At 65.8% G+C, this 14,764-nt stretch carries 6 protein-coding genes and 2 pseudogenes; 4 read left to right on the forward strand and 4 right to left on the reverse strand.

Annotated elements, in window-relative coordinates; all coding sequences use genetic code 11:
* The first annotated feature begins 26 nt into the window (after nucleotides 1-26).
* The 4 genes and pseudogenes from AU175_RS21060 (at nucleotide 27) to AU175_RS22150 (ending at nucleotide 2,872) form a co-directional block, all read left to right on the forward strand.
* Nucleotides 27-924, forward strand: a pseudogene (locus AU175_RS21060) (IS5 family transposase).
* Nucleotides 925-984: 60 nt separating this feature from the next.
* Nucleotides 985-1,212 carry a hypothetical protein gene (locus AU175_RS01330; RefSeq protein ID WP_066285265.1) on the forward strand — a complete coding sequence of 76 codons (228 nt, stop codon included), beginning with the start codon at nucleotides 985-987 and terminating at the stop codon, nucleotides 1,210-1,212.
* A gap of 573 nt (nucleotides 1,213-1,785) precedes the next feature.
* Nucleotides 1,786-2,364, forward strand: a pseudogene (locus AU175_RS22140) (CBM35 domain-containing protein); the annotation flags it as partial.
* Between the two features lie 307 nt (nucleotides 2,365-2,671).
* The gene (locus AU175_RS22150; protein ID WP_231938415.1) at nucleotides 2,672-2,872 is read left to right on the forward strand and encodes an RICIN domain-containing protein; all 201 of its coding nucleotides are present in this window, start codon (nucleotides 2,672-2,674) and stop codon (nucleotides 2,870-2,872) included.
* A 588-nt stretch (nucleotides 2,873-3,460) separates the two neighbouring features.
* Here the strand turns inward: AU175_RS22150 and AU175_RS01340 are convergent.
* The 4 genes from AU175_RS01340 to AU175_RS01355 form a co-directional block, all read right to left on the reverse strand.
* Entirely contained in the window at nucleotides 3,461-5,878 is a 2,418-nt protein-coding gene (locus AU175_RS01340; RefSeq protein WP_066285266.1) for a glycoside hydrolase family 2 TIM barrel-domain containing protein, read from the reverse strand.
* Nucleotides 5,875-10,629, reverse strand: a complete 4,755-nt coding sequence (locus tag AU175_RS22155) for a family 78 glycoside hydrolase catalytic domain (RefSeq protein ID WP_066285267.1) — start codon at nucleotides 10,627-10,629, stop codon at nucleotides 5,875-5,877. Before AU175_RS22155 ends, AU175_RS01340 begins: the two co-directional genes overlap by 4 nt.
* A gap of 101 nt (nucleotides 10,630-10,730) precedes the next feature.
* Nucleotides 10,731-12,245 (reverse strand): glycoside hydrolase family 43 protein, encoded by a 1,515-nt coding sequence (locus AU175_RS01350; protein ID WP_066285268.1) that lies wholly within the window; start codon nucleotides 12,243-12,245, stop codon nucleotides 10,731-10,733.
* A complete protein-coding gene (locus tag AU175_RS01355; RefSeq protein ID WP_066285269.1) occupies nucleotides 12,242-14,758 on the reverse strand; it encodes a beta-glucosidase family protein in 2,517 nt (838 codons plus the stop codon). The genes AU175_RS01350 and AU175_RS01355 overlap by 4 nt, the downstream gene beginning before the upstream one ends.
* Nucleotides 14,759-14,764: the final 6 nt, after the last annotated feature.

Below are 14,764 nucleotides of genomic sequence, written 5' to 3' on the forward strand. Positions count from 1 at the left end.
GGGGCTTGTTGCGGTTGGCTGGTGTGATGAGCGATCGCTTTCTGGTGTCTGACGAGGTGTGGTCTGTGATCGGACCGCCGTTTCCCGCATGGAAGGGCAACGGGCGCCCGGTCGCGGACCGCCGCCTGGTCGTGGAGGGGACTGCATGGAAGTTCCGAACCGGGGCGCCGTGGCGGGACCTTCCCGAGCGCTTCGGGAACTGGAACACCGTCTTCAAGAATTTCGACCGTTGGGCCAAGGATGGCACGTGGACGAAGGTACTCGAACATGTCCAGACCCGCGCGGAGACCTTGGGAGATCTTGATTGGGTCGCCTCGATTGACTCCACGATCGTGCGCGTCCACCAGCACGGAGCGACCCTTCCACGCCTCACAGGGGGTCTCGTCGAATTACATGAAACTCGGCATCGAACCGCCTGACCACGCGATCGGACGTTCCCGCGGTGGCCTGACGTCCAAGCTGCACATGGTCACCGACGGCAAAGGGCGAATGCTCTCAGCCGTCCTTACGGCTGGCAACATCAACGACACGACCATGATGGCCGTCACCCTCGAGGAGATTCGAGTCCCGCGCCCAGGAAAGGGAAGACCGCGCGTCCGTCCGGACCGCCTCCTGGCGGACAAGGGCTACACGTCCAAGGCCAACCGCGCCCGGCTGGCCGAGCGGGGAATCAAGGCCACCATCCCGGAAAAGTCTGACCAGGCAGCGAACCGGAAGCGAAAAGGCTCCGCTGGCGGGCGCCCGCCAGCGTTCGACAGTGAGGCCTACAAGGGTCGCAACGTCGTCGAACGGGGATTCAATCGACTCAAGAACTGGCGCGGCCTCGCCATGAGATCGGACAAAACCGCACGCAACTACCTCGCCGCCGTCCAACTCGCTGCATCGCTCGTCTGGCTAAACGCCAGCTTTAGCAACACTCCCTAGCACGATGGCAGATTCATTCACCTGAAACGCCGGGCAACAAGACCAGAGGAAGGAGCACACATGCTTGACCAGGCAGACCAATACGCCGTCAAGGTCAGGATTACCCAGCGCAGGAACCTTGAAAACCAACTTGACCTGGCCGTCGACGCAGCAATCCGGGAAGCGCTCAACAGTCCTGGACGCGGCGTACTGGTGACGCGGCATGACCACCAGACATTCACGGTTGAACTTTCCCCAGAGGTTCCACACGGGACTATTAGCGAATTAGCCCTTTACCCGGATGTCTAAAACCCGCAGGGTGGCCGGACACCGCGGCTAAGGCGAGGTCCGGCGCCCCAGACGATCCCCGCGGGGAAGATCCCACCGATTTCCGACACATCGAATGACGAGTAAGGCGGGACTACTCACCAACTGGAACTTCAATAGTCCCACCTCCACTACCACCACCGTGTGGGAACCCTCCCTCGCTATCGACGGCTACGGCGGACTCGTCGCCTACTTCTCTGATGAGCGGCAAAAGGCCAACGGCGTTCTTCAGGCAGTGTCCTACCGACGCTCCACCGACGGCGGTCTCACATGGGGCGCGCTGGCAAACGTCTCAGCACCGCCAAACAACAGCGACCGGCCCGGCATGATCGCGGTGACCAAAAAATGCAGGACGGCCGCTATCTGGCCACATTCGAAGTCGTCAACCGGCCCAGCCAGTCTCAGAACACCGCGCCGGTCTACTTCAAGACCTCACCCGATGGCCTCAACTGGTCACCGGTGGCCAGTATCGGAACAAAGGTCGCACTGAAGGACGGACGGGGAATCGGATCCACTCCCTTCGTCAAGTGGGTTCCGACCGGCGGCCCGAAAGGCATGGTCATCATCGCCTCGAAATGGTCCCTCGACGCGGCAGGCAACATCGACGGCGGACAGAACTTCTACGTCAACTACAACCTCGGCGACGGCCCATGGGAACGTCTGCCGTTCGCTGTCACCTACGACGCATCCGACACCCAAGGCGGGTCCTTCACCGGATTCGCGCAGGGCTTTGACACCAGCGTCGACGGCAGAGCCCTCTACCAGGCCACCAACGTAGAAAATCCCGTCACCACCTACAACGATGTCCGGGTAGGCTCAATCCCCCTGGAGGCCCAACAGTATGAGGCCGAACGCGCAATCCGACAGGACGCAGCCCTGGTAAACGACACGGACGCGTGCAACGGCGCAAAAGTAGGCAACATCAACAACGCCGGCAGTTCCGTCACCTTCACCGTCAAGGTACCGGCAGCAGGAACCTACACCCTGAACATGCGCTACACGAACGGAACAGGGGCAAACAGCTCCCACTCGGTCAAAGTCAACGGGGGAACATCGACCACACTGAATTACCCGGCGACCGTCGACTGGGGCCGCTATGGCTGGGCGCAGATGACCACCACACTGGCGGCCGGAACAAACAACGTGTCCTTCACCAAGGGATCCTCCTACGCCGAACTCGACGCACTCCACGTATACAGCCCATCTGCTGCTCTGGACCCGCAATTCCGGGTCACCAACCGCAACAGTGGCAAATCCCTGGAAATCGTGGGCGCGTCAACCACTGACGGTGCAGGAGCCGGACAATGGGAGACACAGGCAACCCCACCCAGATCTGGAACGTCCGGCAAGCCAGCGGAGGAATCCAGCTCGCCAACGCCAACAGCGGCAAACTCCTCGAAATCGGCGCCGCAGCAACCGGAGACGGAGTCCAAGCGACCCAATGGGGTCTCCCACCGGGCATCCCACACAAGTATGGTCACCGACGGTCAGCGGCGGCTGGTGGAAGCTCGCCAACGTGAACAGCGGCAAACTGCTCGAAATAGCTGGTACTTCTACGACCGATGGCGCGGCCGCCCAGCAATATACCGCCAACGGGTTCACATGCCAGGAATGGAAACTCACCCGCGAAGGCATACAGTAACGCTCGAATCAGCGCTCCACTCCAAATAGATACGAAGGACCCTCTCCCGGTAAGGCTGGGCGAGGGTCCTTCGTTGATGGATAGAGCGGCCAACCGAACGTCCACCAGCCGCTGGTGGAACGGTCACGTACGGTCCGAGTTGGAATGACTGCACGCCGTGTACCTGAAATGACCCTCCCAGGGTTCGGGTGTTGGTGAAGACGCCGAGATGCCGGCCGCGACGCTGGCGGAGAGGGTGGGCTGGTCCGGTTCCGCGTCTTTGTTCGGGTGAACGTCGCCGCGATCCGGCCTGAATACGCATCCCGGTCCCGGCCGACGTTTGGTCCGCCCACACACCTTCATTCCGGCTTTGTTCCGGGGCCCCTCCCTGCAGTTCTATGGGCTGAATTTCCAGGGTGTTTGGCGGCCAGTTGCCCGCCGCCAAGGTCACGTCAGTCTTCCACGCCCGGGTTCACGGCAGGTCATGTACCTGCGGATGTCCGGACGCACTGAACGCTTCCGCTTGACGAGGACGTTAGGGATGGCCCGGGTGTGTTTCACTCCCCGGGCCATCCCTCAGTGGGGCACGCGCGTCAACGTTCCTGGGCGCTACCGTGCGTTTATCAACGCGACCGCTGGATCGAAGCCCTCCGCCGTTGCGGTCAAACGCATCTCCCCTGGACCGGTTCGGCGCACAATCGCCAACACGCGGCCGTCGTAGGTCGTGCACGAGGGGCCCGCGAAAGACTCCTCTGTGCGCGCCCGTCCCGAGCCGATCCCCGCGAGCTCGCCGCCGGAAACTTCCACGGTCACGAGGCGGTCCGCGTCGCAGACGGTTGTGCCCTCGGCATCTTCGATCGTGACAACGACGTATCCGAGCGTTCCGTTCGTCGCGATCTCGGCCTGCTCGGCACGAGCAACAAGTACCGGCCCGACAGCGGTGCGCAGGCTTGTTCTGGCGACCTCTGCGCCGTCCGTATAAGCGACGGCAGTGAGTGCACCCGGGTGGTATTCCGTCTCGAAGCGGGCAATCAGCGGCAGTGGCTTTCCAACGGCGGTCCGTTCGAGCACGGCCCCGTCGCGTCGCAGTTCGACCTCGTCAGCATCGGCGTACACGTCAACGGTCACCGGCGAGCCGGAAGGAACGCTCCACGTCCAACTGGAGACAACGTCATCCCAGGACCAGGGTGTCTTTGCGGTGGGGCGACCGTAGTGCTGGGGACGATGTACCGCGATCGCGGGCTCGGCCCGCAGGCCGTAGGCGATCTCCCGGTAGAACGACGCCGGAAGGCGGTGGCCGGTGATGTCGATGTCACCGCAGGCGCCGAGCAGGTACGGGTAGGGTCCGGCCGTCCCGGTTGGCTCGTAGTCCTCACCGTCCGTGTAGTCGACGCGACCGATGCCTGCTTCACCGATGTAATCCCAACCCGTCCAGGTGAAGTCGCCGATCACGTGAGGGAAACGGCGCACGTCTGCCCACAATGACGCGATGCGATCGGGGAAGGTCTCGGATCCGACTATCACGCGATGAGGGAACAGCTGCGCATCAAGTGCGTAGCGGGAATCGGCGTAGTTGAACCCGACGACGTCGAGCACCGCGGCTGACTCCTCGGTGGAGTCTGTCACCAACGACGAGGCGTTCATAAGCGCCATTTTCTCGCCCATGTTCGCCATCATGGTGTTGGGATCCGAGGCGTCAGGCTCGGCCATCGCTTCGCCGATCCGGTCCAAATTCGCGATGATCCCGTTGATGCCGTTCGTGACGAACCGCGTCGGGTCAAGCGCCCGGAACTCCTCAGCGAGGCGTCGGCTCCACGTGGCGCCGTGCGGTGTGGCCAGTTCGAGAATCTCGTTGCCGATCGAGTACAGCACCACACTCGGGTGGTTGACGTCCTTCGCGACAAGAGCCGCGACATCCCGCTGCCAGCGCTCGTCAAACCCGATGGAGGCGTCGAACGACGTTTTCGACTTCACCCACACATCGGTCAGCTCGTCCATCACAATCACACCGTGCACGTCGCAGGCATCGAGCAGGGCACGGCTGGCCGGATTGTGGGCACTGCGGATCGCGTTGAACCCGGCGGCCTTAAGCAGGCGCACGCGGCGTTCCTCCGCATCCGCGATCGAAACCGCACCGAGCGGTCCGTTGTCATGATGAATGCATGCTCCGCGCAGGTTTAGAGGGACACCGTTGATGCGCAACCCGTGGGTCGTGTCCAGTTGGAGACGGCGGATGCCGAAGCGCATCTCGTCCACGTCGACCACAGTGCCGTCGAGTTCGGTCAGCACGGACCGTACACAGTAGAGGTGCGGCGCATCCGGACCCCACAAGCGTGGGGTCGGCAGCGGCAGGCGCGCCCGCGCAACGGAGCTGGCGCCGGGTAACACCGTCACCGGCGACGTACCAGAGGCCGCTTCGGCACCGTCCTCACCGAGAACGGTCCAGGTGAGTCGGCGGGTGGCGGTGTGGCGGGTGTCGTTTTCGACGCGCGTTGCAATCTCCACGATCGCCCGCTCATCGTCGATGTCGGTGGTTGTGGCCACCGTGCCATCGAGCGCTATGTGAACGGGGTCCGCCACTACGAGGTGCACCGGGCGGTAGATGCCGCCCCCGGTGTACCAACGGCTGTCCTTGTGTACGCGCGCTTCGACAGTGATTGTGTTCGACTGACCGAAGCGGAGGAAAGGATCGGCGTCCACGACGAACGCCGCGTAGCCGTTCGCCTTGTGCGCGGCGAAGTCACCATTGATGTAGACAGTCGCGTCGCGGTAGACGCCCTCGAACTCGATGCGCACAGACTTCTCCCGCCAGTGGAGCGGCACATCGAAGCTCTTCGTGTACTCGAAAACTCCCCCCGGAATGTAGCCACTGTGCACGCCCTGGGTCCCGTCCGCCGAACGGGGCAGGTCGCGCAGTGCGTCGTGCGGGAGAGTTACCGGTACAGCGGCGGTCGCGGCATCCCGGGACTCGAAGGCGCCCAGCTTGGGGCCGACCGCCCAACCCTCGACGAAGGTAATGCGTTTCACTGGTGTGCTTCCTCGGCGTCGGGGTTGGTGTACTGCGTAACTGCCCGGAGCCGCACGGCGATGAACTGCCGGCCCGGGAGTTCCACGCGGAACCGACCTTCCACCGTGCCGGGCAGGGTTTCCACTGTCATGTTCCAGGTGTCGATGATGTCCACCTGGTACTGCCGCCCAGAGGGCATCACAAAGTTCCGGTACGTGGGCTGGTTGAAGCCGAAGTAGTTGAGTTCGTACTCGTACTGGATGCCGGCGGTCGGAACGTCCCAGGAACTGGGCAGCGGCTCAAGGAAGCCTCCGGGAGTCTCTTCCTGGATGCGGCGCAGGAAAGCGATGCGCTCGGGGCTGCTGCCGTGGAACACCCCGCCCTTGGCCCACCACAGGATGTCCTGGTCGTGCATATAGGTTTCGCCGTGGCCAACGTAGCCGCCGCGGACGGCGCCTTCCCAGAACCGCCGGGTCATTTCCTCCCCGGTGATGTTGCCCCAGCCCTGGTCGATGTTGCCTTCGTAGGCGCACTCGTCGATGACCACCGGTTTCTGCCAGCGGTCGCGCCACTCCCCCGTGAACTCTGCGGTCTTGTGCACGTCCTGGCGCTGGATGCTGCTATGGGTGATCCAGGGCCGGCTGTAGTCGTAGAACGCGTGGCAGTTATGGATGGACAGCAGGTGGCCGCTGGGATCGTTGGCCTGGACTATGCCGGCGAAGCGTTCCCAGTCCTCGGTGGTCTTGCGGAACAGCAGGTCGTATTCGTTGGCCAGGGACCACCAGATGTTCCGGTGCGAGGCAAGCCGGGCCACCACGTACTTCAGGTAGCGGTCGTCCTGGCCCGGGGTCATGGTGGAGAAGCCCCAGCGGTCGTAGGCGTGGAAAAGGATGAGGTCAGCCTCGATGCCAAGTTCGTCCAGTTGGCTGATGCGCTGTTCGAGGTGGCGGTAGAACGCCGGGTTGGGCCGCTCGTAGTCGAAACCACCGGCAAGGGAGCCCTCAAACGGGTAGAGGTCCGGTTCGTTTTCGTTGAACAGGTACGACTTGGGGAAGACGCACATCCGCATCTTGTTGAACGGTCCTGTGGCCAGCGTGTCCAGGGTCTGCTTTTCCAGGGCATCGCCCTGGTGGGTCCAGGCGTAGGCCGTGGTGCCAATCGGCAGGTAGCGGGTGCCGTCGTCGTACGCGAAGTGGAACGTGTTGGCCACCCGCACCAAGCCCTTGGCACCGGATGCAGCCTCCGCTGCCCTGAACGATCCGGTGATGCCGTCGAGCGAGCGGGCGTTGCTGGAACTGATGAAGGTCCACTCCCCCGCCTCGGGGACCAGGAGCCTGACCTTGTAGTTGCCGTCTCCGTCATAGAAGCCCGGCACGTCCAACGTCTTCCCGGACGGGGCGGTGAAGACTGCGCGGAGCTCGACGTCGGTGAACGGGTTGCCATGCGAGGGTCCGGCGAAGGTGATTTCGAGCCGGTCCTGCGCTGCCGCCGTCGTGGGCAGGGAAACAGCCACGCTGGCCCGTTCCACGGTTTCCGGTTCGTGGCCGGCAGCGGGGGCGGGAACGTCGACGGCGGCCGCCGCGGCCCGCTGCGCCACGGTGTCCTCCGGTTCCAGCTCGCCGATGAGGCGGAGGATCTCCGCAACCTCGGCCGGCTTTCCGTTCAGGGCTTCCTCGGTTCCGAGGATCATGCCCACCTCGTGGAAGTACAGGGTGTGCAGCAGTGGGTTGTTGGTCAGGGTGGGGACGCGCTCGCTGAGGATGCGGTTGCCTTCGGCGTGCCGCATCACAAAGTACAGCGGGCTTTCAGCGGTGAATGTTGTCATCGGAGCCTTCTTGGTTAGGGACTTGTGGAGTTCAGGAGTCGTGACGGGTGCGTTCGGAGCGGCGCGTTCAGCGAGGCCGGCCAGCGCGGCGGCGATCTCCTGCTTGACGGCGGGCTGGGTGAAGATCAGGCTCTGGTCCAGGGTGGTCTGCCGGTACCAGACGGTGTCCTTGCGGAAGGCCACCGCACCGGCGGGGTCATGCTCATCGATGGCTTGCCATACGGCGGCATACGCCTCGGGGTCGTCCATGATGTCCGCGAGCGGGCTGTGCAGGGAGGCCATGCTGCGTTCAGCTGCCGGCCCGGCGTCGGGAACGTCCCAGCTGTGCTGGCCCGAGCCCACCATAAACCCTGCGGAGCCGTCCGGAAGCGAGACCTCCGCGGTGGTCCCGGGAGGCACCGTAGCCTCCACCAGGATCCTGTCCCCCACCCGCTTCCAGGCAACCTGCGCCAGGCCGTACGGGGTCTCGTGCGACGTCGAAGCGTGCGTGAGGCTGTTCAGCGGCCGGGGTGCGATGCACAGTTTCCGGTACCCAGGCGCGGCCGGAGCCAGGCCAGCCACGGTGCGGTGCATCCAGTCGGCGATCGCGCCGAGCGCGTAGTGGTTGAACGAGGTCATTTCGCCGGGGTTGACGCTGCCGTCCTCCATGATGGAATCCCAGCGTTCCCAGATGGTGGTGGCGCCCTGCGTGACGGGGTAGAGCCAGGACGGGCATTCGGTTTGCGTGAGCAGCCGCTCGGCAGCCTCGAGGTGGCCGGTAACCGTCAGGGCGTCGGCGATCAGCGGCGTGCCAACAAAGCCGGTGGCGATCCGGTAGCCGCCCAGCCGGGCCAGTTCGGCGAGCCGGTCACCGAGGGCCTGGCGCTGTGCCGGATCGGCGCTGATGCCGAATATCAGGGCCAGCGAGTAAGCAGTCTGGGCGTCCGAAACCATGCGGCCGGCCGGCGTGACGTATTGCGCCAGGAACGCCTGCCGGGTCTCCTCGGCGAGCGCAGCGTATTTGCCGTGGTCGGCGTCGTTCCCCAGGACGGCAGCCGCGTGAGCCACCAGGTCCAGGGACCGGAACAGGTAGGCGCTGGCCACGATGTCGCCGTGGGTGCGGGCGGCACCGGGCTTGTCCGGCGGAGCAGCGGGGTCCAGCCAATCACCCAGCTGCATCTGGCCCTGCCACAGCCCCGAACTGTCCCGGACGTTCAAGAGGGCGTCGGCCCAGTCCCGCATGCTGGCGTACTGCCGGCGGAGCAGGCCAGCGTCACCGAAGCGCTCGAAAAGCACCCACGGGACCACGGTTGCGGCGTCGCCCCAGGCGGCCACCGGTGATTCGAGCACGCCCAGCACGGACGGCACGATGATGGGGACCACGCCGTCGCGGTGGCCCTGTTCGAGGGCGAGGTCCTGCAGCCAGGAGCCGAGGAAACCCAGCGAATCGTAGAGATAACTGGCGGTGGGGCTGAAGACCTGGATGTCGCCTGTCCAGCCCAGCCGCTCGTCCCGCTGGGGGCAGTCAGTGGGCAGGGCCAGAAAATTGCCGCGCATCCCCCAGAGGGCGTTTTCGTGAAGCCGGTTCAGTAGCGGGTCGGAGCAGTCGAACCAGCCGGTGCGGCGCATGTCATTGTGGATCACGACGGCGGTGATCGCCGCCGGGTCCAGCTCGCCGGGCCAGTTGTCCACCTGGGCATAGCGGAAGCCGTGGAACGTGAAGCGCGGCTCCCATTCCTCGACGCCCTCTCCCCCTACGCCGTGTTCCGTAACACCGGAGCCCGCGAGGGTGTAGCTGTCGGTGGCGGACGCCTGGCGCAGCGGGCGCAGGGACAGTTCGCCGGCCTCGAGGACCTCGGCATGCCGGAGGGTGATGGTGCGGCCGGCCTCGCCGGAAACGCGGATCCGGAGTCGTCCAACGAGGTTCTGGCCGAAATCCAGCACGGTGGCGCCGGAGGGAGTTGTCAGGACTTCCCTTACGGGAAGCTCCTCGATGCGGCGCACCGGCGGGGCTATGGCCGGAGTGGCCTCCGCCCAGGTGTCTGCAAGATCGGCAGCGGCGGGGAGCCAGTGACCGTCGTCGAAACCCGGTTGGGACCAGCCGGCCTCCGCGCTGCGGGCGTCGAAGGCTTCGCCGGCGTAGATGCCGCTGGACACCAGCGGACCGCCGGTGTGGGCCCGCCAGTCCGGGCTGCTGGCCACAATATCCTTCGTGCCATCCGTGTACTCAATGCGCAACTCCACCTTGGCAGCCGGCTGCTCGCCGTAGAACGGCTTGGCGAAGCCGTGGAAGCCATACTTTTCCGTGAACCAGCCGCCGGCCAGCCAGACGCCGATGGCATTGGCACCCGGAGCCAGGAGCGCCGTGACGTCGGTGGTTTCGTGATTAAGCCGGTCCGCATAGGCGGTCCAACCCGGCTTGAGGACCTGGTCATCCACCTCCGTCCCGTTGATTTCGGCCTGATACACGCCGTGCGCGGTGGCGAAGAGGGTGGCTTTGGCCAGGCCCTCCCGCACCATGAACTCATGACGGAATTGGCCGGGCTGGCCCAGCGGATGATCTTCGCCGGCCGGGGCGGGGAGGCCGATGGCTTCGGCCTGCCAGGGACCGTCCACAAAACCGCCCACCAAAGTCAATGGCGCGCACCAGTCCGAGGTGCCGCCGTCGTTCCCGGTGACCCGGACGTCCACCTCCACCTGCCCGCCCGCGGCGATGTCCGCGAAAGGCCAATCCACCAGCACGGACTCAGGGCCGTCGAGCAGTGCAGCCTCCGCCGTCCCGTCCCGCCTCACCCTGACCTCGGCCGCAACCTGCAGCCACTCTGCGCTCCCGGTGGCAGTGACCCAGCTGAGCCGGGGCCGCGGCTCGGCCACGAACGGGGTGTCTGTGCGGTACTCCGCCGACAACCGGCTCACAACTGTCTGTTCGAGGGCGGCTGACTGCGGTGTCAGGGTCGTGTTTGTCACGGAGGGCCTTTCAGGCGGAGGAGTCAAGGGATCGAGATGGCACTCCGGGGCAATGCCAGCAGTCGCACTGCCGCGAAGTGCCATCTGGCGAGGCTGGTTGCCTAGCGGGGTTCGCGGCCTTCGCTGCGGAACCAGTCGAACGCCACCGTGCCGGCGCTGGCGAAGACACCCGCGACCCGTCCGGTGAAGGACGCGGCAGTCTCGGCCGAGAGGTACCGTCCGTCGAGCTCAGCGAGGGTGACCGGTTGGCCGTCGATGACTGCCTGCAGCGCGATGGTGTCTGAGCTCAGGCTGCCGACGGCGTTGTCCGGGTTCGGTTCGCGGGTTTCGATCCGCAGTTCCACCGATCTGCCGGGCGCCGGGTGGGTCCAGGTCTGTTCGATCGTAGAGACCCTTGCCCGGGCGGTGACGGTGGTTCCGTCGGTTTCAATGGAATAGTGGTGTGCCTCGTCGTAGCGGACTGCCAGGCCACCGGAGCCGCTTTCGCTGGCGCTGGAGCCACCGACGTCCACCAGCGCGGCGATGGTGTCCACCTGGTACTGCTGGCGCCGGCCCAGGAACGCGGGACGGGCATCGTCCAGGCCGGTGCAGTCGCTGGTCAGAGTGAGGCGTCCCGGGACTTTTTCGGTGGAGGCAAAAGCGCCGGGAAAGCGCCGGACGGCGATCCAGCCGCCGTCGAGCTCCGCGTCCGCGAAGTCATCCTGGAATGCGTTGCCGCCTTCGCGGGGGTTGAGGATGACAGGTTCCGCGACGGGCCAGCCATCCACCCACGTGACCGGGGTGATGAACGTTTCCCGGCCCAGCGCGGAGAAGGCGCGGGTCATGCCCTTGGGACGCATGCCAAGGAGCACCATGGCCCAGCCGCCGTCGGGGGTTTCCACCAGGTCACCGTGGCCGGTGTTCTGGATGGGACGGTCCGTGCTGCGGGCGCTCAGTATGGGGTTGGCCGGGTTGGACTCGAACGGACCGGCCGGGGAGGTTCCGCGGGCGATGCTGACACTGTGGCCGCGCTCGGTGCCGCCCTCGGCAATCATGAGGTACCAGTAGTCGCCGCGCTTGTAGAGGTGCGGCGCTTCCGGGAACATCAGGCCTGTGCCGGACCAGACGCTGCGCGGCTCCTCAAGTGCCTTGCCGGCTTCAAGGTCAACGCGGACCTGGAGGATGCCGCCGTGCTCACCGAAGCTCCCGGTGACGGTGTCCAATCCGGAGTAGGTCATATAGGCGGTGCCGTCGTCGTCCCAGGCGACGTCCTGGTCGATGCCGATGGCCCCTTCGATGACCAGCCCCTCGCTCCATGGGCCCGCCGGATCCTTGGCCGTGAACACCAGGGTGCCGCGGGCCATGGCGTCGGTAACGGCCACGTAGAACAGTCCATTGTGGAAGCGGATAGTGGGCGCCCAGGCACCGCCGAGGGTGGGCACATCACGGGAATCCAGCTGCCCTTCGCGATCCACCACGTGGCCGATCCGTGCCCAGTTGACCAGGTCGGTACTGTGGTAGACGGGGATGCCGGGCAGGTACTCGAACGTTGAGGTTGCCAGGTAGTAGTCACTGCCCACCTTGACGATGCTTGGATCCGGGTTAAAGCCGGGGATCAGGGGGTTGGGCAGGTTCATGCAACTCCCTCCTCGGAGATGCCTGCCAGGGTAAGCGTGGTTTCGAGGGGCAGTTCGGTGACTGACGTGCCGATGCGGAGCGTGTAGTCGCCGGGTTCGTAGGTCCAGCCGTTGTCCCAGTAGGCCAGCAGGCGGGTGGGGACGTCCAGGGTTATGGTCACGGTTTCTCCGGACCCGGCCCACACAGGCGTGGAGGCCACGAGCCAGCGGACGGGGCGGTCGACGGCGGAGCCTGGCTTTTCGGCATAGACCTGGACGACGTTTTTGCCCGCCCGGGTGCCGGTGTTGGCCAGGGTGACGGTGAGGGGCACGACGGCGCCGGGTGCGGCTTGTGCGGGTGCGTCGGCGTTGTCGAGGGTCCAGTCGGTGTAGCCGAGGCCGTAGCCGAATTCGTAGGCGGGTTCGGTGCCGGTTTTGAGCCAGGCGCGGTAGCCGACGTGGATGCCCTCGTCATAGGTCAGGGTTCCGTCGGCGGCGGGGGTGACGTTGATGACGGGCACGTCGTCCTGGGTGGCGGGCCAGGTGGTGGGCAGCCGGCCGCCGGGTTCGGTGGCGCCGGTGAGGATGTCGGTGAGGGCATGGCCGAATTCCTGGCCGCCGAAGTAGCCGATCAGGATCGCGGCCACCTCGTTGCGCCAGGGCAGCAGGACCGGGGAGCCGGAGTTCACGATCACGATGGTGCGGGGGTTGGCCGCGGCGACGGCGTGCACGAGGCGGTCCTGCAGGCCGGGCAGGTCCAGGGAGGTCCGGTCGTAGCCTTCGGATTCGACGCGGGAGTTGGTGCCCACGACGACGACGGCGACCTCGGCTGCCCGGGCGGCCTCCACGGCGTCGTCGATCAGGGAGTCCGGGTCGGCGTCGTCCGCTTCCACGCCGATGGTGATGGCAAGGGCGTTGGACAGGGCACTGGCGCGGTCTGCGGTGTCCAGTTCGATCCGGACCTCCAGCGGGACGCCTGCGGTGGCCTGGACTTCAACAGATGCCGATGGCGGGGCCAGGAACGCGGCGCCGAGGTCCGTTCCGGTCGCTTCGATGGTGGTCTCGCGGGCGAGGACTCCATCGACGAAGATCCGGCCGTGGCCCACGGTGGAGAAGCCGAGCCTGACGGGGCCGGTCTCATCCGGAGTAAAGATGGTGTGGAACTGGACCAGGGAAGACGCTGCGATGGGGGCGTCCCCGCCGAACCAGACCAGGGCGGTGGAGCGGCGGTCCTCTGCGAACAGTTCATTCCCGTTGGAGTCCAGGAAGCGGACCCTCACCCCGGGGGTTCCGGTGGCGGGGTTGGTGAGCTGTTCCAGCGGCAGTTCGGCGATGCCTTCCTGGACCACGGCGCCCACGCTGTAGCTGACATTGTCCGCACCGAACGCTTCGCGGATCCCGTCCAGCGGGGTGACGATCTTTTCGGGCACGACCGTGGCGGAGCCGCCGCCCTGGGTGCGGGCGTAACGGGCGTTGTGCCCCATCACCGCGACCTTCGTGGCGGAGGCCTTACCCAGCGAAGACACAGCCAGCGGCAGCACGCCGTCGTTCTTGACCAGGACCGTGCCGGCGGCGGAGGCTTCGCGGGCGAACGCAATGGGGTCCTCCCGGTCCACCGGTTCGGCCGCAACGGCGTCGAAGCCTTCCAGGGCGCCGACCCGGGCGGCGAGCTGCAGGATCCGGAACACCTTCCGGTCAATGGCGGCTTCCGGGACCTGGCCTGACTTCACGGCCACCACCAGGGCCTCGCCCCAAGGGCCGTCCGGGCCGGGCATGGCCAGGTCCTGGGAGGCGTTGGCGCTATCCAGGCTCCGCACCGCGGTCCAGTCACTGATAACCACGCCGTCGAAGCCCCACTCATCATTCAGCGGGGTTTCCAGCAGGCCGTTTTCCGTGGCGGTGGTGCCGTTAATGGAGTTGTAGGCGCTCATCACCAGCCACGCCTTCGACTCAACGATCGCTTTCTCAAACGCCAGCAGGTACAGCTCGCGCAGGGGCCGGTCCGCGACCTTCACGTCCACGGTGAAGCGGTCGGTTTCGGAGTCGTTGGCGATGTAGTGCTTCGGAGTCGCGCCCACGCCGTTGCGCTGCACGCCGGTCACGTACGCCGCGGCGAGCTCCGCCGTGAGGACCGGGTCTTCACTGAAGGCTTCGAAATGCCTGCCGCCCAAAGGCGAACGGTGCAGGTTGATGGTGGGGCCGAGGACCACGTCGACGCCTTTGCGCCGGGCCTCGACGGCAGACGCGGCCCCGAGCCGGTCAGCGATCGCAGGGTCCCAGGAGGAGCTGATCGCCGCAGCCGACGGGAAGTTCATCGACGGCTCCCGCTCGTCCCACACCTCGCCACGGACACCGGTGGGCCCGTCGGAGAACAGCATCCGGCGCAGGCCAATCTTCTCCAGCGGCCAGGTGGTCCAGAAGTCGCGGCCGGTCAGCAGCCGGACTTTCTCTTCGAGCGTCAGTTCAGCCAGGAGGGCCTTCAACCGCGCGTCGGTGCTTTGGTCAGTATTCAGGTCAGTAATGAGGGTTTCCATAGTGGC

The sequence above is a fragment of the Arthrobacter sp. B6 genome (assembly GCF_001663775.1).
GTDB lineage: Bacteria > Actinomycetota > Actinomycetes > Actinomycetales > Micrococcaceae > Arthrobacter.